Source organism: Caldalkalibacillus mannanilyticus JCM 10596 (assembly GCF_000615945.1).
In the GTDB taxonomy this organism is placed as follows: Bacteria; Bacillota; Bacilli; order Caldalkalibacillales; family JCM-10596; genus Bacillus_AT; species Bacillus_AT mannanilyticus.
Window position 1 is genome coordinate 1 of the sequence record NZ_BAMO01000034.1, and the last position, 25,406, is coordinate 25,406.

Here is a 25,406-nt window from a genome sequence, read left to right on the forward strand (position 1 = left end):
GTGCTTCTTTATTTCGTCGCTCTCTTGCGGCGACAAAAACTATCTTATCATATTCTTCTTATGAAAAGCAACAACTATTTTTTGGAATTTCTTTTTGGTGGAGCCAAGCGGGATCGAACCGCTGACCTCCTGCGTGCAAGGCAGGCGCTCTCCCAGCTGAGCTATGGCCCCATAAAAAAATGGCTTCTTATTTAAAAGAACCATCTTTACAATGAGAATATGGAGCGGGTGATGGGAATCGAACCCACGCTACCAGCTTGGAAGGCTGGAGTTCTACCATTGAACTACACCCGCTTAAACATTTTACATCGTTTCTTTCTAAAAAACATTCTTTAATGAAAGAAACCGTTTCTAAAATAAAATGGCGTGTCAGGAGGGATTCGAACCCCCGACCCACAGCTTAGAAGGCTGTTGCTCTATCCAACTGAGCTACTGACACAGTTATTATTTGTTGTCCTTCTTGCGAGGGACGATTACTAATATAACATGTCCCTAAATAGAAATCAACTACTAAATAATAACTTTTCATCTTTTCATTTTCTCTTTTTCAACATTTAAAGAGAACATTCTTTTTTTCGTCTATTTGGATCTTCTCCATAAACTGGCCACCACTTAAACCCATCACGTTCTAATAATTGCTTAGCCTCAAGAGGTCCCCACTCACCTGCACGATAGTGATGAAGTGCAAAATCGCTATTGGACCATTCCTTAATAATGGGGTCCACCACTTTCCATGCAATAGAAACTTCATCCCAACGAGTGAAGAACGTAGAGTCTCCTTCTAAGGCATCTTTGATAAGTCTTTCATAAGCCTCTGGTGTACGTCCTTCCACAGTGTTCTTGTGACAAAAGTCCATGGAAATAGGAAGAATCGTTCCATCGGTCCCTGGATTCTTAGCATTCAGCTTTAAATGAATTCCTTCCTCTGGGTGAATTCGAATCACAAGTAAATTAGGCTCTAATGTCTTTTGCTTATTAAAATACAGATTGGGTAAGTTTTTAAATTCAACTATAATTTCGGTCGCTTTTTGTGGCAGTCTTTTTCCGGTTCGAATGTAGAATGGGACTCCTGACCATCTGAAATTATCAATCATAATTTTCGCTGCTACAAAAGTCTCTGTATTACTTTTCGGAGATACGTTCTCTTCTTCCCTGTACCCACTAACAGATTGCCCTTGAATTTCCCCAGAGTTATATTGACCACGGACGATATTCTGATGGATCTCTTCCGCTGATTCAAAACGGCGAATGGATCTTAACACCTTCACCTTTTCGTCTCTAATGGCCTCTGCCTTTAGTCGGCTTGGCGGTTCCATTGCATCATAGTAACCATCTGTAACATATGATTTTGAACCATATCCCTTAATGCTCCGACCTGATCGTAATAATCTCCACGCGCTTCAACTCCAACTGTTTCACTTGATGTTAGTTGAATATTAGAGATATAACGATTGTTCCATACAGGTTCAAAAAAAGCGTTAGCAAATCGAATAACCTCAATATTTTGGACCATCTCTTTACCAAGATAATGATCAATTCGATATATTTCTTCTTCATTAAAAACTTGAGTAATCTTATGATTTAAATCTTGTGCTGAATGATAATCCTTACCAAACGGCTTCTCAATAACTAACCGTTTCCATCCTTTGTTATCAAGTAAGCCTGTCTTCTTTAAATTAAACGATACTGGTTCAAACAGTTCTGGCGCAATAGCCAAATAAAAAAGTCTATTACCAGCAATGTTGTAACCTTCTTCTAAAGAAAGGGTTAGATTTAACAATTCCTGATATTCCATTGTGTTATGTATATCTACAGATAAATATTGAAAATGAGATACAAACTCATTAAACTCCTCATCAACATTGTAATCAGAAAAAAGCTCTAAAGCGTTTTTTATGTGTGCATAGAATTCTGATTTACTTAACTGCCGTCTTCCTACACCGATCACAGCGAAATTCTTGGCTAATTGTCCCTCACGAAACAAACTGTAGATAGCGGGGTAAAGTTTTCTTTTTGCTAAATCCCCTGTTGCTCCAAATAAAATTATGACAGCAGCTTCATCCTTTATCATTGACATCAAATCCTCCATGAAAAATCCTTGATTGAATAACAGACTTCTCTTTGTTTATCTTTGGATATTTTAAACTGATATATGAACTGATTTATCTACCATTCCTTATTGTAAAGAAACTATCCGAAAAAAACAAAGGAAATATTCTAAAAAGTAATAAATGAAATATTCAGTAAATAACGATCTAGATTAAGTAGCTCATTCTATATTGCAAGTCTGTTGGGTACTTAGTGTCGTAAGAAGGCGATAAATACTTTCTGTCTAGGAAACGACCTATTTTCATCTAGATTTGTTACCACTGTTTAAAAAAATCTGTTATAATAAAGAAAGAAATCAATCTTATCAAAATTAGGAGAGATATTTATGGCTCGTCGGATAGCCACAGAGTACAAATTATTGGAGTTGGATTTAAACAGTCAACAGCTACAGGAATTTATGAAGCTTTTTAGTAAAAGTGATTTTAAGACTGAAGTTCGAGTTTTTGAGAATGGTGATACTGAATTCATTCTGTTTGACGAAGGAAATGAAATCCCTCTCGCATTCCGAAATATGGGGTCCTTTTACAAGTTTGAAGGATCATACACGATTAAGAGCTGGAAACTAGCCCATATTATGCAAAAGGCTGTTAGAGAATTCAAGGGGCATGCCTATGTAGAACGTATTTATGAATTCCATAAAGTCGAATATAGGTATGAGTATGGTAATGTTGTACTAATAAAAGAAATAAACGGTGAAAATCAAAGGATTGTTTATGAATATAAGAATTTGATGAGCCAGCTACAGCAATTATTTAATGAACAAGTTATAGAGGATCATATCTCTTGGACCAAGCTACAGATCGATTTATTACTGCAGCAACGCCTGAATTCTGGAGAAGATGAAATTACTAAAATCGATGAGCAATTAAAGATGTTAAGCCAAGATCTATTTGTTTTGGAGGCATAATCACATACAGCTTATTTCGTTCAAAAGGTATAGAAAAAAATCTATATCTTTTTTTTTTGAAAAAACTATTGCGGAATAGGTCGATGCATGTTATCTTATTCTTTGTAATCAAATAGGAACCAGGATTCACTCAAGGATATTCTCCTCGATTAAAGTGAATGGCGTAGGTCCTAGCGATATTACTAACCATAATTTGCTAGGAGAGGGGGCCGAAAGATGGAATACTCTACTTTCGGAAGACACATTGCAATTGACACTTGGGGTGTAGACTTTAATTTGCTGAACAGTGCAGAAAAGCTACAGCATCACATGATTGAAGCTGCAGAAGCTTGTGGCGCTACAGTATTATCAGTACAAGCTAAACAATTTGATCCACAGGGAGCTACGGTTCTGGTTTTATTATCAGAGAGCCACCTCTCAATCCATACCTACCCAGAGAAAGGATTTGCTGCTCTCGATTGCTACACATGCGGTGAAACGGTTGATCCAGAAGTCGCCATTGATTTTATGGTAAAGGTACTTCAACCAAAGAAAGCTTACGCAAGAAAAATTATTCGCGGTGTTGGAGAATTAGAAGTAGTTACTCCTGAGATTGTAAAAGAGAAAGTAAATAATTAGTACAATTAAAGCCATCCTGAGATCGGATGGCTTTCTTTAATTATTTGGTTATTTCGTCATTTGGTTATTTGGTTTATATTTTTCTATTGTTTACTTTTGCGGGCATTGAAAAAAGCCATAGATATTGCTATCTATGGCTTTTTATAATTGAAACCAAGGGAGTAAGCCTATAAGCCGGGTTCTGTACTCCAAGTGGTTAAACGGCTCGCGCCTCCCACCATTGGAGTGACAATCATCTATCTAGGCTATACATCACTGCATAGCTCAAGCGACCAACCACGGATCACTTCGGGCAAAAGCTGTTGATCAAATCAACCGATCCTTATTAGGTCTTGCTCCAAGTGGGGTTTACCAGGTCGAAAGTTACCAGTCGACCTCGTGAGCTCTTACCTCACGCTTCCATCCTTACCTGTGAAGCTCATCATGAGCAACCATCGGCGGTCTATGTTTCTGTGGCACTATCCTTCAGCTCACGCTGACCAGCCATTAACTGGCACCCTGCCCTATGGAGCCCGGACTTTCCTCGAGTAAAGCCTTGCGGCATTTTACGCGCGATTGTCCAGCTTACTTCCTTTAAATTTTGTTATAAAAGATCAAGATCTACATGAGATCAGTCGTCAAACTAGGTGACGACATACATCAGTATACCATCTCATTCATAACACCTCAACCTATATTTTTTACCTTTGATACTAATCTGATCCAAAATGATTTCATACTAATACTTCTCACGCTGATAGTGAACACTATACGAAACATTGTGTTTTTATATTGGAGGATGATTGAGATGGAATCTGTTTCATTTGAATGGATCTTATTGCTCCTCATCTTACTATTTTTTTCAGCATACTTTTCTGCTTCTGAGACAGCGTTGTCCAGTGTTAACAGAATTAGATTGAAGCATTATGCTGACCTCAATCGTCGAGGAGCTTCAAAAGCCATTCGGTTCAGTGAAAATTTCGATCAAACATTATCGACTATCTTGGTCGGGAATAATATTGTTAATATTGCTGCGGCTGCCATCTCGACCAAAATCGCAACAGACCTTTTTGGCGGTACTGCCATGGCTCTATTTATTAGTACTGCCGTGATGACGATCCTGATCCTAACCTTCGGAGAAATCTTACCTAAATCCTTTGCGAAAGAACATTCTGAGCAATACATCATGACAACAAGCTCTTTTTTAAGTGTTATTATGTTTGTTCTTTCCCCTCTTACATGGTTTTTTGTTAGACTTAAACGCGGAACAACTCAGCTTTTTGGTTCTAAACAAAAGGAACCTTCTATTACTGATGAGGAATTGAAAGCCATGGTAGACATCGGTCAGCAGGAAGGAGTTTTTTTAGAGGGAGAAAAAAAAATCATCCACAGCGCTATTGAATTTGATGACATCTTAGTTAAAGAAATTATCAATCCAAGGACAGATATCATCGCTATTGAAAAATCCATGTCCCTAGATGAAATCAAAGATGTCTTTATTTATGAGAAATTCGCCCGAATTCCCGTCTATGATTTGACGATCGATAACATTATTGGTATTCTGTATCATCGCGATTTTTTTGCAGCTTTTGTCAATAATCAAGCATTCACTATTCAAGAAATCATGCGCAAGCCTTTTTTTGTGATCGGCACGAAAAAAATTTCCCACTTGCTAAGCGAAATGCAAAGAAATAAAGTACATATGGCTATTGTCTTGGATGAGTACGGGGGAACTGAAGGATTAGTGACGATTGAGGATATCGTTGAGGAAATTGTCGGAGAAATCTTTGATGAGCATGATGAGAATGTAACATTATATGAAGAGATTGAGGAAGACGAGTTCTTATATGATGCTATTATATCTATTGAACAGTTTGCACGCTCCTTAGATATCGAACTACCTGAAAGTGCCGCCCAAACGTTAGGTGGATTTATTATCGAGTTGCTTGGAAGATATCCCAAATTACATGATGAGGTGACTTATCACAACTTACGATTTGAGGTTTCTCAAGTGGATAAACGAAGAATAAAAAAAATAAGAGTCCAACGTCTAAGTCCTGTTTAATTCATTTCCCTTCATTCATCGTTCATGTTAGGATGTAAGTATGCTAGTACTAACAGGAGGTACGATTTTATGGAAGTGATTAAAATTTCACCTAGAGGATATTGTTATGGCGTAGTTGATGCAATGGTCATTGCAAAACAAGCTGCTGCTAACCTTAATTTACCACGACCCATCTATATTTTAGGGATGATCGTTCATAATAAACATGTTGTTGATGCTTTTGATGAAGAAGGGATTATCACGTTAGATGGTGAAAATCGCTTAGAAATTTTGGAAAAGGTTGAGAAAGGGACTGTTATTTTTACAGCACATGGGGTTTCTCCTCAAGTTCGCAAATTAGCGAAAGAAAAAGGATTAACGGTTGTAGATGCCACATGCCCCGATGTTACCAAAACGCATGACTTGATCCGTGAAAAAACAGCAGAAGGTTATAAGGTTGTTTACGTAGGAAAGAAAGGTCATCCGGAGCCTGAAGGTGCGATTGGAGTGGCACCAAATGATGTTATTTTGATTGACTCAGAGGAAGAAGCCGCTCGCCTTGAATTAACAACGGATAAAATCCTGATTACAAACCAAACAACGATGAGCCAATGGGATGTGGCTCATATTATGAACAAAGTGATTGAAATGTATCCTCATGCAGAAATCCATAACGAAATATGCCTTGCAACCCAAGTAAGACAAGAAGCTGTTGCCAATCAAGCTCAAGAAGCTGACCTGACGATTGTTGTAGGCGATCCCTTAAGCAACAATTCGAATCGCCTAGCTCAGGTATCAATGGATATAGCAGGAACTAAAGCATTTCGCGTGGGAGATGTAACTGAAATTGATTTAAAATGGTTAGAAGGAGTTAAGAAAGTAGCAGTAACCTCAGGGGCTTCAACACCAACACAAGTGACAAAAGAAGTCATTCAATTTCTAGAGGAATACGATCCTCAAAAACCTGAGACTTGGGATCCTAAAAGAACCTTAGATTTAAAACGTATTTTACCTAAAGCAAAGCAAAAGAAGAGCTAGATACATCGGAATACGATAAAATACTCCGCTTCATTCAACAAGGGTGATAAAAGATTCATAAACAAAAAACTCGGCATCTGCCGAGTTTTATTTATTGAATAAGAAAGTATAAAAGCTTCCTCTAAAGAAAAATAGACGACCTCTTCGAAAGGGCTTCGGTAGAAGCTTTTCTTATACCTTTAGACTTTTCCATTTTCCATTCTTAAACCGAGCATAGATAATAAAAGATCTAACAATCTGATCAACAGCAATCGCCAACCACGCCCCAACAATTCCCCAATCTAATACGAGTACGAATAGTAGGCATAAAGCCACACGAAAACCCCAAACACCAATAAATGTAGCGTAAAGCGGAAATTTAGTATCTCCTGCTCCCCTCAACGCACCTGATAAAATGAATTGCGTGGCTTGAGCAACTTGTACAAACCCAATGATTCTTAATGCTTTGGCACCTTGCTCTATAACTGAAGGGTCATTAGTATAGAGGATCATAATATAAGGGGCGAAAACGATAAAAAAGATCCCCAAGGTACCCGAAACGATCATTCCTATTTTTCTTGTTTCCCAGCCAAATTTCTCGGCTAATTGGGGTTTTTTAGCTCCTAAACCCTGTCCAACCAAAGTCGTAGCAGCCACAGCGAAGGCCATTCCTGGCATAAAAGTTAAGCCTAAAATACTAAAACAAATTTGATTAGCAGCAAAGGTGACAGTACCAAGCCCCGCTACAACCCTGGCGAAAATCATCTGTCCACTCCGAAGAGCAAGCTGCTCACCTGCTGCTGGCATTCCAATTCGTATGATTCTACGTATCATGGACTTATTGTAGATAAACAATTGATCAAGCGATAAAGTAATGATAAATTTTCCGCTAAACAATACATAGATTACCCAAACAGCAGATAGAATACGAGCTAATGCCGTGGCTATTGCTGCTCCAACCACTCCCATTTCCGGCAAGCCAAAGTATCCATAAATTAAGGGAAAGCCAATGACGACAACAATGATATTGGAAAACACATTGATTTTCATTGGTGTAACTGTATCTCCAGCTCCTCTTAACACAGCACTCAAGCTCATTGAAACAGCAATAAAACCTAAAGAAAGAAAAATGATTTGAGCATACAAAACCCCATCCTCTAAAACCTCTGGAGCCGCCCCCATGAGAATCATAATCTCTTCAGCAAAAATAAATGTAGGGATGATCATTATTATAGAAAGGACGATATTGATAAAAAATGTTTGTTGAGCTGCCTGATTTGCTTCCTCATACTTCCTTGAGCCTACAGCTCTAGCAATAATCGCTGTAGTTCCAACATTTAAAGCCATAAAGATAGCTAAAACCAAAAAAACAGGTTGATTGGTTAAGCCAACGGCTGTTACTGCTTCTGCTCCAACTCTTCCGACCATCATCATGTTTAGCATCTGAACAAAATTCAACAGGATCATCTCAGTTAATGACGGACCGGCTAATTGAAAAATCTTTTTCCTTATTTCTTTTTTTCCACCCGTTTCAAGCTTCACTATGTCTTCATCCGTTAAATTCGATGCATTTCCCTCTCTCTCCATTATGGTTTCTCCTCTAGTTTCTCTTTTTATTTAGTATACCGAAATATTTTATTTTTTTCTACCCCTTCTATGTCTTTCCTCTTCTTTTCATTTTATTGAGTTCCTTTTTCTGTTCCTTTTTCTGTTCTACTTGATTCCTTTTTGTAGAAACAAAAAACTTGTAGACTTCGCTTTGTCTACAAGCTTACTTTGTTAGATTAAGGTAAAGGGTTCTGTATGAGCCTTTGGTATAAGAACCTCTATATTCACTTTTTGCTCGGAAGCTGTTTGTTGTAATACCCGCTGTACGCCTACCATCATTACTTTTTCCACATGATGTCCAGGATCAACAAGCTGTAATCCACTCATCATTGCATCATGAGCAGTATGAAAATAAACATCGCCAGTAACAAATACATCTACTCCTTTATATAAGGCAGCATTAATATATTTGTTGCCATCTCCACCCAGTACCCCTATTTTCTTGACCTTAGAGTCAAGGTTCCCAACAACACGACAAAAAGGAACGTCAAATACCTTCTTCACATGCTCAACAAATTCCCTCAAGCTCATTTCTTGTTCTAATAAACCTGTTTTTCCTAGCCCATAAGCGTCACCGGTTTGCTCCAATGGATAGATATCATAAGCAACTTCTTCATAGGGATGCACCTTAAACATAGCTTGAAGGATTTTTTTCTCCAGGCCTGAAGGAAAGATCGTTTCAATTCTTAACTCCTCTACTTGCTCAAGCTGATCTTTTTGACCTATATAGGGCGTAGAGCCTTCGAGAGGCAAGAAGGTTCCTTTGCCTTTAGAGCGAAAAGTACAATGACTATACTTCCCGATTGCTCCTGCTCCTGCTTTTCCTAAAGCTTCCCTTACTTGTTTTTCATGATCCTTCGGGACAAAAACCACTAATTTTTTTAGAGGTTCATGGTACGTTACACTTAAGATCTCTTGATTAACTAAACCCAGTTTATCTGCTAGCCAATCATTAACCCCACCTTTTGCAATATCAAGATTGGTATGGGCGGCATAGACAGCAATATCATTCTTGATGATTTTTTCAATCAATTTCCCCATCGGTAAATCCGTTCGTAGCTGTGCCAATGGACGATAGAGAATAGGATGATGAGCAATGATTAAACCGACCTTTTGTTCTATCGCTTCATCTACAACGTCCTCCGTTACATCTAGAGTTACCATAACTTTATCAATTTTTTTCTGTAAGGTCCCTATTTGCAAACCAATTCGATCTCCCTCAACCGCTAAATGCTTAGGAGCAAATTGTTCTAGCCACTGAATAACAGTTTGAGCATGTACTGTCATTCTTGAATCCCCTCCTCCAAGAGTTTAATCTCTGACTGAATCTCTTGTTCACGCACTCCCTTATCTTCTGCATTCTGTAGAGACAATAGGATTTTTTTCTTTTTCTCAATTTCAGCTGACCATTTTTTCTTGAAAACCTTTGATTTCTCCTGTAAAAGAAAAGGCCCTAACAGAATGGCTTTTTTTCTTTCCATTTCATCTAATCCCAAATAAGGTTTCTCAGGATCCCCCGGTTCTGCCATTAGAATCTCATAGATTTTATGATCCTCTTCGATCACTTTTTCTTCTTTAAGCTCCCAATGATGATCAATCAACCATTGTCTGATCAAATGTTCAGCCATATTTGGTTGTAAAATAAGCCTTTTGACCTTAGACAGCTTCTCTATTCCTTCCTCAAGAATCTGGCAGATTAGAGCTCCTCCCATGCCAGCTATCGCAATCACATCTACCTCTCCATCTCTAATAACCTCAAGTCCATTTCCCTTACGCACGTCGACAACCCCTTTTAAACCAAGCTTTTCTACTTGATTTACAGCGGATTGGTAAGGTCCTTCATTGATCTCTCCAGCTACAGCGGTACATATTTTCCCTTGAATTAAAAGATGAACAGGTAAATAGGCATGATCAGTCCCAATATCAGCTAAGCGGCTTCCAGCAGGAACCAATGATGCAACTTCAGCAAGTCGCTTGGAAAGTTGATGTTCATTCATAAATAATCGATTTCTCCTTGCTATGGTATGTAGTAAAAGAGAACCTCTTTCTTAAAGAAGTTCTCTCTGTTTTTGGGCGATCTTCCACATAGGGAAACACTCACTATGTCGAGCTAGCCACTATTGATTTAATGATAGTAAGTATTCTGCAATTTCCGCTTCTCTTCCTTGTCCGAGATTCGGAGGCATTGATCCTGGTCCAGAAATGATAATATCGATGATCTCTTCTTCAGTAAGAGTAAGTCCTAAGAGACTTGGAGCCATACCACCTGATAAGTCCCCCCCGTGACAGGACGCACAGTTTTTGGTGACAAATTCAGAAATCTCTACTGCTTCTCCCTCTCCTTGAGCCACATCTTCTGGATTTGCAGGATAACCCATGATACCTAACGCGAATGTTAAGAGAATTCCTGCAGCAAAAATGGTTAGAAATACTTTAATCGGATTCATGTACGAATTATTCCTCCTCGCTAGTAAAACTGTTCACTTTGAAGATTATACCACGATATTTATATTCTATCCATAAATACCACATTTATATTGCAGGATTCTTTGTGACATTTTTAACACCCGATCTCACGGGCAATAACATTTCTTTGAATTTCTGACGTCCCTTCACCAATTTCTAATAATTTGGCATCTCGGAAGTAGCGTTCCACTTGATATTCTCTCATGTAGCCATATCCGCCATGAATTTGAATAGCCTGATCACATGCCCTCATACAAATCTCTGAAGCGAATAATTTTGCCATAGAAGCTTCCTTCGTAAACTTCTTCCCTTGATCTTTTAACCAGGCTGCTTTATAAACCATTAATCTCGCCAATTCAATATTCATAGCCATATCCGCTAGTTTATGTTGAATAGCCTGAAACTTGGAAATGGAATGACCAAACTGTATTCTTTCTTGAGCGTATTGCAATGATTTTTCATATGCAGCTTGTGCAATACCGACTGCCATCGCTCCGATTCCGATTCGTCCTCCATCGAGAGTAATCAAGAATTGTTTAAATCCTTCTCCTTGCTTACCAAGCAAATTTTCTTCAGGTATTTTAACATCCGCCAAAACAAGCTCTGTTGTATTAGAGGAGTGTAGACCTAGCTTCTCATAGTTATCAATCACCGTGAACCCTACAGCATCTGTCGGAACAATGAACGCAGAGATTTCCTTCTTTTCTCCTTTCTGTCCAGTTACGGCAGTTAGAGCAAGGTTTTTGGCATAACTTGCATTGGTAATATAGCATTTATTCCCGCTAATAATCCACTGTTGATCTTTTTTTACAGCTGTCGTTCTCGTCCCAGCAGCATCTGAACCAGCGCTCGGTTCAGTTAGACCAAAAGCTCCTAGATATTCGCCTGTACATAATGGAGTTAAGTATTTTCTCTTTTGTTCCTCTGTCCCAAAAAGGTTTAGTGGAGCACCCCCCAGAGAAACATGAGCAGAATAGGTGATACCAGTAGACCCACATGCTCGACTTAGCTCCTCTACTACGATGGCAAAACTGATTGTATCCGCTCCACCACCACCATATTCTTCTGGAAAAGGAAGTCCCATGATGCCTAATTCAGCCAATTTAGCAAAGATCTCTTGGGGGAATATTTTGTGTTTATCTCTCTTTTCTGCTTCTGGAGCTACTTCCTCATTTGCAAATTCTCGAATCATCTTTTGTATCATCATTTGATCTTCTGTTAGTTGAAAGTTCATGATTTATATCCCCTCTCACCAATAAAATGAATGCGCTTTCAATAAGCGACCACTATTATTATATGTGATAAACGAATACGATTGCAAAAAATCTGCTAAATTTCCATTTTTGATAATTCCATGATCTTATTTCGATTTAGAAATAACAACATGGAGATCATAATGACCTTCACAAATATCATCAGTTGGATCATATCTAATGATGCCGCTGAAATATAAAAGGATTGTATTTCTGGAACAATCAACAATAGATGAGCGTGCAAGAAAACATTAAGGCTTGTTTTTTTACTTAGCTTTTTGAGAGGATAGGATACGGTGAAGAGAATTAGAAAAGCTAAAAACCATAATCCTTCAATATAAAACCAATTAAAATCATGAGCAAAAAACGGAAGCGTTACCCAACCTAAGATAAATATAAACGATAATAAAGCTAATGCTTGTAAATACAAAATATTGAAAACGATACCTGTTATAAGCCAAATCAAACAAGTTAATAGGAGAAATAATGAACGATACATGGAATCCTCAATGTGCCATAATGAAATGTACTGGGTTACTAAAAACATCAAAAGTACACAGCTTAAAGAAAAAATAAAATGTGCATAATGCTGCCGTTTTTTATATAAGATAAAACCCGTTAGATAACTGATGCTAAATAACAAGAGATAAAGTGCCATTTGCAATTCTCTGGAAAAATCGATAAAATAAAAAACAAATACAGAACCTAAGATCAAGGCAAGGGCTAGAAGAAGAATGATATTCTTTTTAGAAACAAACGAATTTCTCTGAAAAAAATTCTGTTTTGATTGATCATCATTCAATTCTACGGACCCTTCCATGTATAAACTGAGTAGAAAATCACAATAGTCTCAGGAAGCATTTTTGTTTTTTTCCATGTTTGTATTTCTTGAATTATGATTTTTCTTTTCATATCCATTAGACACTCACCCCCATCTTTTATCCTGTTAATAATTCAAAGGTACACCAAATCAAAGGTGAAAAAAAGACCTACTTTAAAAATAAAGTAGGCGAAAGTTTTTATTCTAAAAAGTCTTTTAACCTTTTACTTCTGCTTGGATGACGCAATTTACGAAGAGCTTTCGCTTCAATTTGGCGTATTCTCTCCCTTGTAACACCAAACACTTTTCCAACTTCCTCTAATGTACGTGTACGTCCATCATCTAAGCCGAAGCGAAGACGAAGTACGTTTTCTTCCCGATCTGTGAGTATCTAGAACATCTTCCAACTGCTCTTTTAGCAATTCATAGGCAGCTGCATCAGAAGGTGCCAAGGCATCTTGATCCTCGATGAAATCACCTAAGTGAGAATCATCCTCTTCTCCTATTGGAGTTTCTAAAGAAACAGGCTCTTGGGCGATTTTTAAGATCTCACGTACTTTTTCAGGAGTGAAATCCATCTCTTCTGCTACTTCTTCTGGTGTGGGTTCGCGTCCTAGCTCTTGTAGTAATTGGCGCTGTACTCGAATAAGTTTATTGATGGTTTCTACCATGTGTACAGGAATACGAATGGTCCTTGCTTGGTCAGCAATAGCACGTGTAATGGCTTGGCGTATCCACCATGTAGCATACGTACTGAATTTATAACCTTTCAAGTAGTCGAATTTTTCAACTGCCTTGATTAATCCCATATTTCCTTCTTGAATAAGATCTAAAAACAGCATACCACGGCCTACGTATCTTTTAGCAATACTTACAACCAATCGTAAATTCGCTTCTGCTAAGCGTCTTTTTGCTTCTTCGTCCCCATTTTCAATTCGTTTAGCTAATTCAATTTCTTCATCAGCTGAAAGCAAGGGAACACGACCGATTTCCTTAAGGTACATTCGAACTGGATCATTTATTTTAATACCAGGAGGGATTGATAAATCATCTAACTTAAAATCATCATCATCCTCTTCTTCTTCCTCGTTATTTATACCAATTGTTATATCATCTTCATCTTCAGATTCATTAATGACCTCTATACCTTGTTCACTTAAATATTCGTAATATTCATCTATTTGTTCAGAATCTTGATCAAATCCAGATAATTTTTCAATAATTTCTTTATACGTTAAGACGCCTCTCTTCTTACCAAGCTCCATCAGTTGATCTTTAACTTGATCTAATGTCACATCTGGATCTTGATGACGTGTCTGCTGATCTGCCATCATGAACCCTCCTTTCTAAAAATGTAAGCAAAACGGATAGGTCAAGACTTCATGCGTTGTTTCATCTTAATGATTTCAGTGGCAATGAGTGCGGCTTGTAATACATCTCCTTGACGTTCTGCTATTCTTCTTTCTTCTTCTTTTTGTTCTATTTCTCTAAGGACTGGATAGCTGAGGATTTGTGATACGTAATCTTCAAGCTCTTTTTCAGAAGGTTTCGGATTTATATTCATCAAAGATAATTCTGCTGCTAATTGAATTAACTCTTGATCTTGAAGTTTAGAGAGAAATAAATGTACATCTGGCGAATGCCCTTCTGCATAATAAGCATACAGATAAGCAGCCAATGCACTGTGTTCATCTATATTAAATTGACTTCCAACCTTAAGTTCAAGCCAATCAGAAACCTCTTTGTCACGCAACATATAGGCGATTACGATACGTTCGGCATTATGATAAGCTGGATATAGTTGCTTTATCTTAAACTGTTTTTCATTACGTACTATATTATTCCTATTACCTGGGTCCTTATCCCTACCCTCTTTTTTCTTTTCACTCCGATAAATTTGGAGCTGTTCTTGTTTCAGAGCGTCTAGTGATAAAGAAAATTCTTCTGCAATAGAGCGGAGATAATGATCTCGTTCTACTGCATGTGGAAGTCGACTGATCACCGTTAAGGCTTCACGAATATACCTCATTCGTTCTCCTTCGTCCTGTAAATTTCGACCTCTCTTAAGTACTTCTAATTTAAAAGATGGATAAGATCTAACTTCACCTATAATCTGTTTTCTAAAAGCAGCAGCTCCAAACTTCCTGATATAATCATCTGGATCAGATCCACTCGGCAACATCGCGACTTTGATTAATAACCCTTGTTTCTCTAAAACCTCTGCTGCACGAGATACCCCTTCGATACCAGCCTGGTCCCCATCAAAACATAATATAACCTGCTCACTATTTCGTCTGATCATCCGCGCCTGTTCATCTGACAGTGACGTCCCCATTGTTGCTGTAACGTTAGATACTCCAGCCTGCCAAGCAGAAATCACATCAACATAGCCTTCAAGCAAAATAGTGGTTTGCTGTTTTCTTATTTCTTGACGAGCATGATGAAAATTGAACAATTGTTTGTTCTTTCTAAAAATAAGACTTTCTGGACTATTCAAATATTTTGGTTGACCATCTCCCAACATTCTTCCGCCAAAAGCAATCACATTTCCTTGCGTGTCCCATATAGGAAATATGACCCTATTTCGGAATCGATCAAAAAATTTCTCATTTTCACTTTTGGCAATCAATCCTCCCTTTTCCATTATGGAAAGAGGGTAGTTTCTCTTCTCCAAAAAGTTCACCAAGAAATCCCATGAATCAGGGGCATATCCAATTTGAAACTCTTTCAATGTTTCAAGGCGAAATCCCCTCTGTTCTAAGTACTCTCTTGCTTTTATACCTTCTGTTCTCTCCATTAGAACATGATGAAATAACTGAGCTGCTAAATGATGGGCCTTCAATACTACATCTTTTTCTTCATTTTTTTGTTGCGTTTCTGTGTTTGATGATGCTGGAACATGTAGATTAATTCCAACCTTTTCTCCTAGTACTTGCACCGCCTGAGGAAAAGAGTATCCCTCAATGTCCATTAAAAAAGATACAGCGTTGCCAGCAGCACCGCATCCAAAACAGCGATAGAACTGTTTTTCTACATGGACAGAAAAAGATGGTGTCTTTTCTGCATGAAAAGGGCACAATCCTAGGTAGTTCTTCCCACTTTTTTTCAAGTGAACATATTCACCAATCACATCGTTAATGTCAATTTTACTAAGAATTAATTGCAAGGTTTCGTCGGAAATTGAAGGATTCATTCGATCATCCCACCAGTGATATTAATACATTCGCCATAGCAGCTAATCTTCCTGCTAATTCGACAAAAATTCAGCCCCTCATTATTTCGACCCTTAAAAAAGACCGAGTAGTTCAATGAGTTTAGGGAATGATTATTCTTATTCTCCTTAATTCTACATCTAATGCTAATTTCCTTCTTAAAACCAATTGTTTTAATAATCCGAAAATTGTCGTATGTTGTCGAAAGGAAAGACTTGACTTTTTTTCTCTTTACTATCATAACCTCTTTTCATAAAAAAAAACTTGACTTTTATATTTTTTTTGTTCTTTTTCTTCTCACCTTCATTTTATTCTATATTAATAACTACATTCCTTCTTTTTTGCTTAAACTTTCTTTAGCAGAAAAAAAGAGCCTCATATCGCCTCCTTTATCTAAAAGGGAACGATATGAGGGGGGGTTTATGCCTTTGACTTACGGATGCTTTCCAAAATAATATTGGCCGTTTCTTCTACAGCCTTATTCGAAACATCAATAACTTGACAGCCAATTTGGTCCATTACACGTTTAGAATATTCTAATTCCGCTGTAATTCGCTCCATATTAGCATAGCTTGCTTGAGCCTGCAGTCCTAAAGCCTTCAGTCTTTCAGATCTGATTCCATTCAATGCCTCTGGATTAATTGTGAGTCCGATACATTTTTTTGGATTCACTTTGAATAACTCTTCAGGCGGAGCTACTTCAGGTACAAGCGGAACATTTGCCACTTTGACTCTTTTATGAGCTAAATACATAGATAACGGGGTTTTTGATGTTCTAGAAACCCCAATCAAAATAATATCCGCTCTTAGCAGCCCTCTTGGATCTCGCCCATCATCATATTTAACTGCAAATTCAATGGCTTCTACCTTTCTGAAATAATCCTCGTCTAAACGATGAACCATACCAGGTCGAAACTTAGGTGGAGACTTAACGAGCCCTTGTAAACCATCTAACATAGGACCCATTATATCTACAGCTGGAATGCCTTCTTTCACCGCCTGCTCTTTCAAATATTTTCTTAGCTCAGGCACAACCAAAGTAAAAGCAATAATAGAATTCGATTCTTTTGCCATACTTAGTACTTCATCAAGGGTACTTATATCTTCTATATATGGAATTCTTCGCAGTTCAAGCTCGCTTGATTCAAATTGGCTTGCAGCTGCTTTTGTCACTAGCTCAGCCGTTTCTCCAACAGAGTCTGATACAATATATACTTTTAGTTTTTCTGTCTGTTCCATTGTCACCCTCCCTCACCTTATATTTCTTCATTCCCCAATTCTACATAAGCTCTTGTGATATTTGTTTTTGTGATTCGACCTATGATTTCATAAGGGTTTATATCTGATTGATCCTCATTAACTCGAACAACAGGGAGTGCATCTATTTGATATTGGATCATTTTAGAAGCGGCATCATGTAAACTTTCATCAGGATAAGTTAATATCAAGTTTGGCATGCGTGTCATAATGACACTGACGGGAATATCTTCTAGGCTCTGCTTGCCTATCGCAGATCGTAATAAATCTTTTCTAGAAACGACTCCTACTAGCCTATTATCTTGATTAACTACAAAAAGGGTCCCCACATCCTCTAAAAACATCGTACAAATCGCATCATATACCTTAGAACTATCACGAATCAAAATGGGTACAGATTTATACTCATTCACTTTTTTCTTCTTGATGCTTTCACCTATGGCTTGGATGGTTGATTTCCCAGAATAAAAGTATCCCACCCTTGGACGCGCATCAAGAATTCCAGACATGGTTAATATCGCTAAATCAGGTCGCAAGGTTGCACGAGTTAGATTCAGTTTTTCAGCGATGCTCTCCCCCGTTATAGGACCATGATCTTTCACTATTTGAATAATTTTCTCTTGCCTATTCGTCAGTTCGATGATCGTTCACCACCTTCATCTACAAAGGACCATTATAGCTTCTATACTATCTCTTGTACTTTAAGTATTCAAGTTTTATCTATGAGGGAAACACGATTTTTGAAAAGTCAGCGTAGTGCTGAACTAACTTAGAAATCTGCTGCAATAAGGTCATTCGGTTTTGACGTATTTTTTCATCATCTACCATCACCATGACTTGCTCAAAAAATTGATCGATCGGTGCCTTTAGTTTACCCAACTCAGCAAGAGCTGCTGCCCATTCTTTTTCATTTGTATTTTGACTATATGCTGACTGGGCTTCTTGTATAGCTCGGTATAATTCTCTTTCAACATCCTTTTCAAATAACTGTTCATCTACAGCTCCTTCTATCCAAGCGTGCTTCTGAGCTAGGTTGTTGACTCGTGTGAAGGTTTCTACCCATAATTTAAATTCAGGTTCTTCTACTTTGACTGCTAACACTTCAGCCTTTTTAAATATAGAGTCTAATTCTATGTGTTGATGTTCAGAAACGGCATCAATCACATCATAACGAATTCCTTGTTCTTGTAGGCGGTTCTTTATACGAAGCTGGAAGAACTGCTGGAGATCCTGTAATACCTCTTGACGATCTCGTTTCAGTAATTCCTTGGCCTGAAAATGCTCAATCGCTAGTTGAAAAAGCTGATCTAGAGAAAGTCCCCATTTACGATCAAGAATAATCTGGACAATCCCTGTTGCTTGCCTGCGTAAGCCATAAGGATCCTGTGATCCTGTAGGTACAATTCCTAGACCAAAAGAACCTACAATAGTATCTAATTTATCTGCTACGCTGACAATGGCTCCTATCTCACTTGCTGGAAGAATATCACCAGCATAACGCGGTAGGTAGTGTTCAAAAATCGCATTTGCTACCTCTTGATCTTCCCCTGCTAAATAAGCATATTCCTGACCCATACGTCCCTGAAGTTCAGGAAACTCATAAACCATCTGTGAAACCAAGTCGAACTTACAAATCTCCGCTGTTCGAGATACAAATTGAGCCGTTTGACTGGAAAAATTCAAAGCCGTACTTAATTGAGAAGAAAACTCTTTAATTCTCTTCACCTTGTCCCCAATGGTTCCAAGCTCCTCATGAAAGACGACCTGATCTAGTTTAGCTAAAGCAACTTCAATCTTTAGCTTTTTATCTTCTTCATAGAAGAAACGAGCGTCCGCCAGTCTAGCTCTCAGTACTTTTTCATTTCCTCTCACTACAATTCCTTCACTGTCAACTCCCCCATTTCGCACCGTAATAAAATGAGGTAAGAGTTTACCCTCCTGATCTTGTACCGGAAAATAGCGTTGATTCTCTTTCATTGAGGTAATCAAGACCTCCTGGGGAATCTGTAGAAAATCAGCATCAAATGATCCAGAAAGAGCCGTTGGATATTCCACTAAATGAACAACCTCATCTAACAGCTCTTGATCAACCGGAACCACCCAGCCTTTTTCCTCAGCAAGCATCGTGATTTGTGCCTGAATAGATTTTCTCCGTTCACTTACAGAAGCAATAACATACTGCCCCAGAAGCTGTTTTTCATACTCGCTTGGTACCTTAATTTGAATACGTTCTCCTAAAAAGCGATGTCCTTCAGATATGTTACCTGAGGTAATATTGGTAATCGTAATAGGAATGATTTCCTGACCAAACAAAGCAACAATCCATCTCAGCGGTCGTACAAATCTTTGTTCGTGAGTACCCCACTTCATATTTTTAGGGAATGTCATCCCAATAATTAAATCTTGTAATTGAGGGAGAAGCTCTCTTGTTTCAATTCCTTTGATTTCTTTCGTAGCATAAATATATTCTACTCCTTTAAGCTCTTGAAAATAAAAGTCCTCTGTAGCTACTCCCTGTGATTTGGCAAAGCCTTGAGCAGCCTTGCTCCAATTCCCTTGCTCATCTAAGGCTATTTTCTTAGCAGGGCCCTTCACTTCTTCTTTGATATCCTCTTGCTTTTCTGCCATTCCCTGAATAAGAAGAGCTAGACGGCGAGGCGTTGCATAAGGAGTCACTAACTCGAAATGAATATTATTTTCTTCTAACCAACGTTTGACTTTATCTTCAAGCTGTTGGATAGCACCGTCTACAAAGCGAGCAGGAATTTCTTCTAAGCCTATTTCTAATAAAAAATCTCTTTTACTCATCGCTCGTAGCCTCCTTCTTGCTTTGTTTTAATAGAGGAAAACCTAAACGTTCACGTTCTTCATAATAGCCCTGAGCACAAGCGCGCGCTAAGTTACGAACTCGCCCTAAATACCCAGTACGCTCTGTGACACTGATTGCTCCTCTAGCATCGAGTAAATTGAAGGTGTGTGAACACTTAAGCACATAATCGTAGGCTGCAAAAACAATTTTCTCCTCTAATGCTCTCTTCGCTTCTTGTTCATACATCGAGAATAATTGAAAAAGCATAGCTGTATCTGAAACTTCAAAAGTATACTTAGAATGCTCGTATTCTGGTTGCTTAAACACGTCTCCATAAGTAAAACCATTGACCCACTCTAAATCGTACACACTTTCCTTATCTTGTATGTAAGATGCAAGGCGTTCAAGACCATATGTAATTTCGACTGATACAGGGTTCGCATCTAATCCTCCGATCTGTTGGAAGTAAGTAAACTGTGTGATTTCCATCCCATCAATCCATACTTCCCAGCCCAAGCCCCAAGCTCCCATTGCAGGATTCTCCCAGTTATCCTCGACAAAACGAATATCGTGCTGCAAGGGGTCAATCCCAAGCTCTTTTAGGCTCTCTAGGTATAGTTCCTGAATATTGTCTGGGGATGGCTTCATAATCACCTGAAATTGATGATGCTGATAGAGTCGATTTGGATTTTCTCCATATCGGCCATCTGCTGGTCTTCTAGAAGGCTCCACATAAGCCACATTCCATGGCTCGGGACCAATCGTCCTTAAAAAAGTCATAGGATTCATTGTTCCTGCTCCAGTTTCAACATCATAAGGCTGAACAAGAATACAGTTTTGCTTACTCCAAAAGTTTTGAAGCGTTAAAATCATTTGTTGAAAGTTCAACGTAAGCACCTCCATCTGTTTGTTAGAAAAAATAAAAAACTCTCATCCTTAACTATGCCATAGATGACATAGGGACGAGAGTAACCCGCGGTTCCACCCTATTTGATTATCGACAATGAAGTCGATAATCCACTTTTTATGAATGCTCAGGAACGCCACTTCCCTCATTGCATATCAATATGTAAATGATATAGAATATCTTACTCATTTTCTTTTCTCTTGTCAATGGCATGAATTATAGGAAATCACCCATCTGTTCAATAAATGATCTGGATTTCAGTCGTAAGGGAGTATGATGATCCATAAATAGCCACATGACTTTTTGTAACTCGTCTTTTATTTCTTTTCTTACTTTTATATGACCTATTCGATCCATTTGAATATGGTAAAACAACTGTAGCAGTTTGACAGTAGAAGGATGAATCGAAATCGCTTGTAAATCTATGTGGCACATTGCCGGCACAGCAAGCCACCTTCACGTATACTAAAGTGCTGTAGAGGTTCTGGACATGCACAATTGACACAGTTTAAAACGACTGGTCGATAGCCACTGGCCATTAACATTTTCATTTCATACAATCGGGCAAGAATCTCAGCATCTTTTTCCTCTTCAAGATAAGTAAAGATTGTTAATAGCAGGTTAAATAACGAAGTGCTTCGTTCGTTATCCTCTACAAGCTTGTCTAGTAATTCAGCAAAATAGGCAGCATAGGCTGTAAGTGTAAGGTTATGCCTTAATTCTCTGAATGATTGAACAATCTCCCCTTGGGATAACGTTCCCAAAGAATGACCAGAGCCTTTTTGAATAAGGAAAGAACCGTATGTAAAAAGCTGAGAAACTGAAGAGAGGCGACTCTTTGTTTTTTTCGCCCCCCTAGCCATCACACTTATTTTCCCCATCTGTGATGAATAGATTGTAATGATTTTATTTCCCTCTCCATAGTCCTTTGAACGAATAATAATTCCTTCTGTTTTGATTAACATTTTGACACCTGCTTTTACCTAAAGTAATAGCACGATTACTTATTAAAGCAGGACAGGTTAGTTCATCTCCGATTGCTCCTCTGTCATTTGAAGATTCTCATCCTCTTCCTGACAGTTTGGTCCCTCACATTCTCGATACAATAAATAAGCCTCAATATTACCAGTCACCGCAAAAACATTCCACGAAAACTCACGCATCGTATCATTCCTTTCGCTTCGACTGAATTCCTGACCCGTATCTATAAGTTGTACTTCCCTGCCCACATCTATGCTAAGAAAACATTAACATTTTTTGAGATGAATAATTGAAAAATTACTCCTCTCTAAATCCAAAGTTCCGTAATTGAACCATTTTATTACGCCAATCCTTTTTCACTTTGACCCATAGCTCTAGGTAGATTTTTGAACCCAAAATAGACTCAATGTCATATCTTGCCTTCTTCCCTATTTCCTTTAATAACACTCCGTTTTTGCCAATGATAATGCTCTTCTGTGAATCTCTCTCAGTATAAATCACAGCGGATACATAAATCGTTTCGCTGTTTTCTCTCGCCTTCATTTGCTCGATTTCTACTGCTATTGAATGAGGGATTTCTTCTCTGGTTAGCTCAAGGATCTTCTCTCGTATCAGTTCAGCAACAACAAACCTCTCAGGATGGTCTGTTATTTGATCCGTTGGATAATATTGAGGTCCTTCGGGTAAGCGATTCAAAATCTGCTCTAGCAATGTATTCACGTTATTTCCTTGAAGTGCAGAAATCGGAATAATTTCAGCAAAAGAAAGAAGCTCAGAATACTGTTGTATAATGGGTAAGAGCTTATCAGGGTGAATTTGATCAATTTTATTTAAGATAAGAAAGATAGGAGTCTTTACTTGAGCCAGCTGGTCAATGATAAATTGATCTCCCGCTCCATACCCATCGGCTACATCGACTAGGAAGAGAATCAAATCAACCTCTTTAAAGGTGCTTGTAGCGGCTTTAACCATGTAGTCCCCTAGCTTTGTTTTAGGTTTATGAATACCTGGGGTGTCAATAAATATAATTTGACCTTCCTCTGTTGTATACACACCCTGTATCTTGTTTCTTGTTGTTTGAGGTTTGTCCGACATAATGGCGATTTTTTGACCAATGATTTGATTCATCAGTGTAGACTTACCAACGTTTGGTCTTCCTAGGATCGAAACAAAACCTGAACGAAATGCTTTATTACTCAAATCAAATCCTCCTCGTTATTCGTTAGTAAGATCAGTAGCAAGAAAGGCACCTGGTAATAATTCCGCTACCGTCGTTTCTAGAACATCACCTTTCAAATTGGTTAAATAGACGGGCATTGTAGGAGGGCAAAATTCAGCAATAACCTGTCTGCACGCACCACAAGGCGGAACAGGACGATCTGTATCAGCAATGACAGCTAATGCCTTGAAGCTTTTTTCCTCTGCTTTCTCAGCTGATGAAATCGCCTTAAAAATAGCCGTTCTCTCAGCACAATTACTCAAACCATAAGAGGCGTTTTCTATATTACAGCCTGTAATGATGGTATCATTTTCTGTGAGAAAGGCAGCTCCTACCTGGAAACGGGAATATGGAACATATGCTTTTTTTCTAGCTTCTGATGCTTTTTGAATTAATGTTTCGCGAATCTCCATTTTCTACTCATTCCTTTTTTGTTATATTTACTTTCACTTCATGACTTGCCTTGTTTTCGTCAACCTTGATTTGCGTTAAGATTTTTTCAAAGTTTTCTTCTTTTGTTGTTATGGTTTCCATCGGATAGCCTTTAGGTACAACTACACCACCCGATATAATAAATTTTAACCCTTGTTCTACACTCATGTCCAACAACATTATGTCTTCTTTAGGAACAATGACAAGCCAGCCAGAAGTTGGGTTCGGAGTGGTAGGGAGAAAAACATTGACACATTCACGCTCTGTTTTCTCCTGTACCTCTCCCTGTGATTCCCCTGTTAGAAAACCTACTGTATACAATCCTTTACGGGGGTATTCAACCAGAACGACTTTTTTAAATGATGTTCGATCCTGAATAAAGGCGGTTGTCACTTGCTGAACGGTAGAATAAATACTCTTGACTACTGGAATTCTTTTGAATGCCCTCTCTGTGATACGGATCGCTCTCTTTCCTATAATGCCTCTAGTAGCATACCCCACTCCTATAAGGATCAGGATCATAAAGATAAAGCCAATTCCAGGTATTCGTTCCTCAAAAACGAACCATAGAAATTCGACCTTACCAGTAGCAGCTCTTTCATGCACCACACCAAGAGCAATCAACACTCCTGTTAGAAAGTTACCCAGAATTCGATCAATAAAGCTAAAACCAAGCTGAAGTATGTACAAGGTTGCAATGGCTGGTAATAAGACAATAAAGCCCATAACAAGATTACTGCGTATTTGTTTTACCATCACTTTTTTAATTCACTCCTAAATGTACTAAAAAGATCTCAACTAGATCAATAAGCTAATGATAGCGATCAATGTCGTTACAATGATAAAAAGGATGAAGAATGTAGCTTTTCTCAGAATAAAAGAGAGCAGAAGCCCCAGTATGCAGACAATCACAAACCGATCAAGCTGATAATCAAGCTGTATGGAGAATAATTGGAGAAGTGGTTCAACAAAAACGTACAATCCAATTATAAAAGCGAAAATAGCCGCAAATAAAACTGCTCCTGCAGCAACATCTTTGGCGATTTTCGCTAATGGATGAAATTCAGTCGTAATCATATCGACTGTTTTTTCTACTGCTGTATTCATTAATTCCATACACATAACAAAAACAATAGAGAAAAATACTAACAAAAGCTGATACTTGGGAACATTGAAAAGAATAGAGAGAAGGAGTACGATAATCGCTACTCCTAAATGAACCTGCATATTTCTCTGTGAAGTAAAAACATAGCTGATACCAGCAATCGCATACTTAAAGCTGTTCATAATCCTTTTTACTTCTTGAAAAAGATTCATTTTTCTCACCTAACTAATCCATGTGCTAGTAAAATCTCCTCTTGCCTCGCAAACATTTCCTGTTCTGCCTTCTCATCCTCATGATCATAGCCTAACAAATGCAGAAAACCATGTACGAGCAGAAAGCCAAGTTCACGTTCAAAACTATGGCTATATTCTTCCGCTTGTTTTTTCGCACGAGGAACTGAAATAATAATATCTCCTAGTAGAAGAGGTTCATCCTCATCAAATACTTCTATCTCTGTTTCGTCAGCCTCATACATCGGAAATGAAAGGACATCTGTAGGTTGATCTTTTTCTCGATACGTTCGATTGATTTCCTGAATCTCTGCATCATTAACAAAAGTAACAGATACCTCTCCTTCCTCTAGCTCTTCTTTTTTTGCCGCCGTTTCAATGAGAGAATGAAGGATTCTAGAAATGTCTTCAGAAATATATTGATGATCATCTA

General features: G+C 38.2%; 21 protein-coding genes, 3 tRNA genes, 1 other RNA gene and 3 pseudogenes. 4 read left to right on the plus strand and 24 right to left on the minus strand.

Annotated features, from left to right (window positions below; translation table 11 throughout):
* Positions 1-95: 95 nt before the first annotated feature.
* The 4 genes and pseudogenes from JCM10596_RS17135 to zwf form a co-directional block, all read right to left on the minus strand.
* Positions 96-171 (minus strand) — tRNA-Ala (locus JCM10596_RS17135).
* A 49-nt stretch (positions 172-220) separates the two neighbouring features.
* Positions 221-294, minus strand: a tRNA-Gly gene (locus JCM10596_RS17140).
* A 68-nt stretch (positions 295-362) separates the two neighbouring features.
* Positions 363-439 (minus strand) — tRNA-Arg (locus JCM10596_RS17145).
* A gap of 115 nt (positions 440-554) precedes the next feature.
* Positions 555-2,089: pseudogene (gene zwf / locus JCM10596_RS26175) on the minus strand (glucose-6-phosphate dehydrogenase).
* 345 nt (positions 2,090-2,434) lie between these two features.
* Here zwf and JCM10596_RS17155 point away from each other — a divergent pair.
* Both JCM10596_RS17155 and speD read left to right on the plus strand, forming a co-directional pair.
* Complete coding sequence (locus JCM10596_RS17155; protein ID WP_025028185.1) at positions 2,435-3,016, plus strand: hypothetical protein; 582 nt, start codon at positions 2,435-2,437, stop codon at positions 3,014-3,016.
* 216 nt (positions 3,017-3,232) lie between these two features.
* On the plus strand, positions 3,233-3,634 hold the full coding sequence (gene speD / locus JCM10596_RS17160) for an adenosylmethionine decarboxylase (protein ID WP_025028186.1): 402 nt from the start codon (positions 3,233-3,235) through the stop codon (positions 3,632-3,634).
* 154 nt (positions 3,635-3,788) lie between these two features.
* Here the strand turns inward: speD and rnpB are convergent.
* Positions 3,789-4,205: RNase P RNA component class A (rnpB, locus tag JCM10596_RS28140), an RNA gene on the minus strand.
* A 216-nt stretch (positions 4,206-4,421) separates the two neighbouring features.
* Between rnpB and JCM10596_RS17165 the strand changes: the two genes are divergently transcribed.
* Both JCM10596_RS17165 and JCM10596_RS17170 read left to right on the plus strand, forming a co-directional pair.
* Positions 4,422-5,678: a hemolysin family protein gene (locus tag JCM10596_RS17165; protein WP_025028187.1), complete on the plus strand. Its 1,257-nt coding sequence runs from the start codon at positions 4,422-4,424 to the stop codon at positions 5,676-5,678.
* A 69-nt stretch (positions 5,679-5,747) separates the two neighbouring features.
* Positions 5,748-6,695 carry a 4-hydroxy-3-methylbut-2-enyl diphosphate reductase gene (locus tag JCM10596_RS17170; RefSeq protein ID WP_025028188.1) on the plus strand — a complete coding sequence of 316 codons (948 nt, stop codon included), beginning with the start codon at positions 5,748-5,750 and terminating at the stop codon, positions 6,693-6,695.
* Positions 6,696-6,866: 171 nt separating this feature from the next.
* Here the strand turns inward: JCM10596_RS17170 and JCM10596_RS17175 are convergent, their stop codons facing one another.
* The 19 genes and pseudogenes from JCM10596_RS17175 to ybeY form a co-directional block, all read right to left on the minus strand.
* A complete protein-coding gene (locus JCM10596_RS17175) occupies positions 6,867-8,261 on the minus strand; it encodes an MATE family efflux transporter (protein ID WP_025028189.1) in 1,395 nt (464 codons plus the stop codon).
* 192 nt (positions 8,262-8,453) lie between these two features.
* Positions 8,454-9,569, minus strand: a complete 1,116-nt coding sequence (locus JCM10596_RS17180; protein ID WP_025028190.1) for a Nif3-like dinuclear metal center hexameric protein — start codon at positions 9,567-9,569, stop codon at positions 8,454-8,456.
* Positions 9,566-10,279 (minus strand): tRNA (adenine(22)-N(1))-methyltransferase, encoded by a 714-nt coding sequence (locus JCM10596_RS17185; RefSeq protein ID WP_025028191.1) that lies wholly within the window; start codon positions 10,277-10,279, stop codon positions 9,566-9,568. The genes JCM10596_RS17180 and JCM10596_RS17185 overlap by 4 nt, the downstream gene beginning before the upstream one ends.
* Positions 10,280-10,399: 120 nt before the next feature.
* A complete protein-coding gene (locus tag JCM10596_RS17190) occupies positions 10,400-10,729 on the minus strand; it encodes a c-type cytochrome (RefSeq protein WP_025028192.1) in 330 nt (109 codons plus the stop codon).
* A 113-nt stretch (positions 10,730-10,842) separates the two neighbouring features.
* Positions 10,843-11,982, minus strand: a complete 1,140-nt coding sequence (locus tag JCM10596_RS17195) for an acyl-CoA dehydrogenase family protein (protein WP_025028193.1) — start codon at positions 11,980-11,982, stop codon at positions 10,843-10,845.
* Positions 11,983-12,077: 95 nt separating this feature from the next.
* On the minus strand, positions 12,078-12,803 hold the full coding sequence (locus JCM10596_RS17200; RefSeq protein ID WP_025028194.1) for a hypothetical protein: 726 nt from the start codon (positions 12,801-12,803) through the stop codon (positions 12,078-12,080).
* A 217-nt stretch (positions 12,804-13,020) separates the two neighbouring features.
* Positions 13,021-14,152: pseudogene (rpoD, locus tag JCM10596_RS26180) on the minus strand (RNA polymerase sigma factor RpoD).
* A gap of 41 nt (positions 14,153-14,193) precedes the next feature.
* Positions 14,194-16,014, minus strand: a complete 1,821-nt coding sequence (gene dnaG, locus JCM10596_RS17215) for a DNA primase (RefSeq protein ID WP_025028195.1) — start codon at positions 16,012-16,014, stop codon at positions 14,194-14,196.
* Positions 16,015-16,453: 439 nt separating this feature from the next.
* Positions 16,454-17,272: a pyruvate, water dikinase regulatory protein gene (locus JCM10596_RS17225; protein ID WP_025028197.1), complete on the minus strand. Its 819-nt coding sequence runs from the start codon at positions 17,270-17,272 to the stop codon at positions 16,454-16,456.
* A 17-nt stretch (positions 17,273-17,289) separates the two neighbouring features.
* On the minus strand, positions 17,290-17,925 hold the full coding sequence (gene ccpN / locus JCM10596_RS17230; RefSeq protein ID WP_081792088.1) for a transcriptional regulator CcpN: 636 nt from the start codon (positions 17,923-17,925) through the stop codon (positions 17,290-17,292).
* Positions 17,926-18,010: 85 nt separating this feature from the next.
* Entirely contained in the window at positions 18,011-20,098 is a 2,088-nt protein-coding gene (gene glyS / locus JCM10596_RS17235; protein ID WP_025028199.1) for a glycine--tRNA ligase subunit beta, read from the minus strand.
* Entirely contained in the window at positions 20,091-20,987 is an 897-nt protein-coding gene (glyQ, locus tag JCM10596_RS17240) for a glycine--tRNA ligase subunit alpha (protein WP_025028200.1), read from the minus strand. Before glyQ ends, glyS begins: the two co-directional genes overlap by 8 nt.
* A gap of 235 nt (positions 20,988-21,222) precedes the next feature.
* Positions 21,223-21,971: pseudogene (gene recO, locus JCM10596_RS26185) on the minus strand (DNA repair protein RecO).
* A gap of 57 nt (positions 21,972-22,028) precedes the next feature.
* Positions 22,029-22,169 carry a YqzL family protein gene (locus JCM10596_RS28875; protein WP_081792090.1) on the minus strand — a complete coding sequence of 47 codons (141 nt, stop codon included), beginning with the start codon at positions 22,167-22,169 and terminating at the stop codon, positions 22,029-22,031.
* Positions 22,170-22,284: 115 nt separating this feature from the next.
* The gene (gene era, locus JCM10596_RS17255) at positions 22,285-23,187 is read right to left on the minus strand and encodes a GTPase Era (protein ID WP_025028201.1); all 903 of its coding nucleotides are present in this window, start codon (positions 23,185-23,187) and stop codon (positions 22,285-22,287) included.
* A 15-nt stretch (positions 23,188-23,202) separates the two neighbouring features.
* A complete protein-coding gene (locus tag JCM10596_RS17260) occupies positions 23,203-23,619 on the minus strand; it encodes a cytidine deaminase (protein WP_025028202.1) in 417 nt (138 codons plus the stop codon).
* Positions 23,620-23,626: 7 nt separating this feature from the next.
* Complete coding sequence (locus JCM10596_RS17265) at positions 23,627-24,394, minus strand: DUF502 domain-containing protein (RefSeq protein WP_025028203.1); 768 nt, start codon at positions 24,392-24,394, stop codon at positions 23,627-23,629.
* Positions 24,395-24,436: 42 nt separating this feature from the next.
* A complete protein-coding gene (locus JCM10596_RS26190) occupies positions 24,437-24,955 on the minus strand; it encodes a diacylglycerol kinase family protein (RefSeq protein ID WP_081792092.1) in 519 nt (172 codons plus the stop codon).
* Between the two features lie 5 nt (positions 24,956-24,960).
* On the minus strand, positions 24,961-25,389 hold the full coding sequence (ybeY, locus tag JCM10596_RS17275) for an rRNA maturation RNase YbeY (protein ID WP_025028205.1): 429 nt from the start codon (positions 25,387-25,389) through the stop codon (positions 24,961-24,963).
* Positions 25,390-25,406: the final 17 nt, after the last annotated feature.

Bases quoted from the DNA above. Each gene is read 5' to 3' on its own strand.
- JCM10596_RS17155 (WP_025028185.1), top strand. From the start codon at position 2,435: ATGGCTCGTCGGATAGCCACAGAGTACAAATTATTGGAGTTGGATTTA.
- speD (WP_025028186.1), top strand. From the start codon at position 3,233: ATGGAATACTCTACTTTCGGAAGACACATTGCAATTGACACTTGGGGT.
- JCM10596_RS17165 (WP_025028187.1), top strand. From the start codon at position 4,422: ATGGAATCTGTTTCATTTGAATGGATCTTATTGCTCCTCATCTTACTA.
- JCM10596_RS17170 (WP_025028188.1), top strand. From the start codon at position 5,748: ATGGAAGTGATTAAAATTTCACCTAGAGGATATTGTTATGGCGTAGTT.
- JCM10596_RS17175 (WP_025028189.1), bottom strand. From the start codon at position 8,261: ATGGAGAGAGAGGGAAATGCATCGAATTTAACGGATGAAGACATAGTG.
- JCM10596_RS17180 (WP_025028190.1), bottom strand. From the start codon at position 9,569: ATGACAGTACATGCTCAAACTGTTATTCAGTGGCTAGAACAATTTGCT.
- JCM10596_RS17185 (WP_025028191.1), bottom strand. From the start codon at position 10,279: ATGAATGAACATCAACTTTCCAAGCGACTTGCTGAAGTTGCATCATTG.
- JCM10596_RS17190 (WP_025028192.1), bottom strand. From the start codon at position 10,729: ATGAATCCGATTAAAGTATTTCTAACCATTTTTGCTGCAGGAATTCTC.
- JCM10596_RS17195 (WP_025028193.1), bottom strand. From the start codon at position 11,982: ATGAACTTTCAACTAACAGAAGATCAAATGATGATACAAAAGATGATT.
- dnaG (WP_025028195.1), bottom strand. From the start codon at position 16,014: ATGAATCCTTCAATTTCCGACGAAACCTTGCAATTAATTCTTAGTAAA.
- JCM10596_RS17225 (WP_025028197.1), bottom strand. From the start codon at position 17,272: ATGGAACAGACAGAAAAACTAAAAGTATATATTGTATCAGACTCTGTT.
- glyS (WP_025028199.1), bottom strand. From the start codon at position 20,098: ATGAGTAAAAGAGATTTTTTATTAGAAATAGGCTTAGAAGAAATTCCT.
- JCM10596_RS28875 (WP_081792090.1), bottom strand. From the start codon at position 22,169: ATGCGTGAGTTTTCGTGGAATGTTTTTGCGGTGACTGGTAATATTGAG.
- JCM10596_RS17260 (WP_025028202.1), bottom strand. From the start codon at position 23,619: ATGGAGATTCGCGAAACATTAATTCAAAAAGCATCAGAAGCTAGAAAA.
- JCM10596_RS17265 (WP_025028203.1), bottom strand. From the start codon at position 24,394: ATGGTAAAACAAATACGCAGTAATCTTGTTATGGGCTTTATTGTCTTA.
- JCM10596_RS26190 (WP_081792092.1), bottom strand. From the start codon at position 24,955: ATGAATCTTTTTCAAGAAGTAAAAAGGATTATGAACAGCTTTAAGTAT.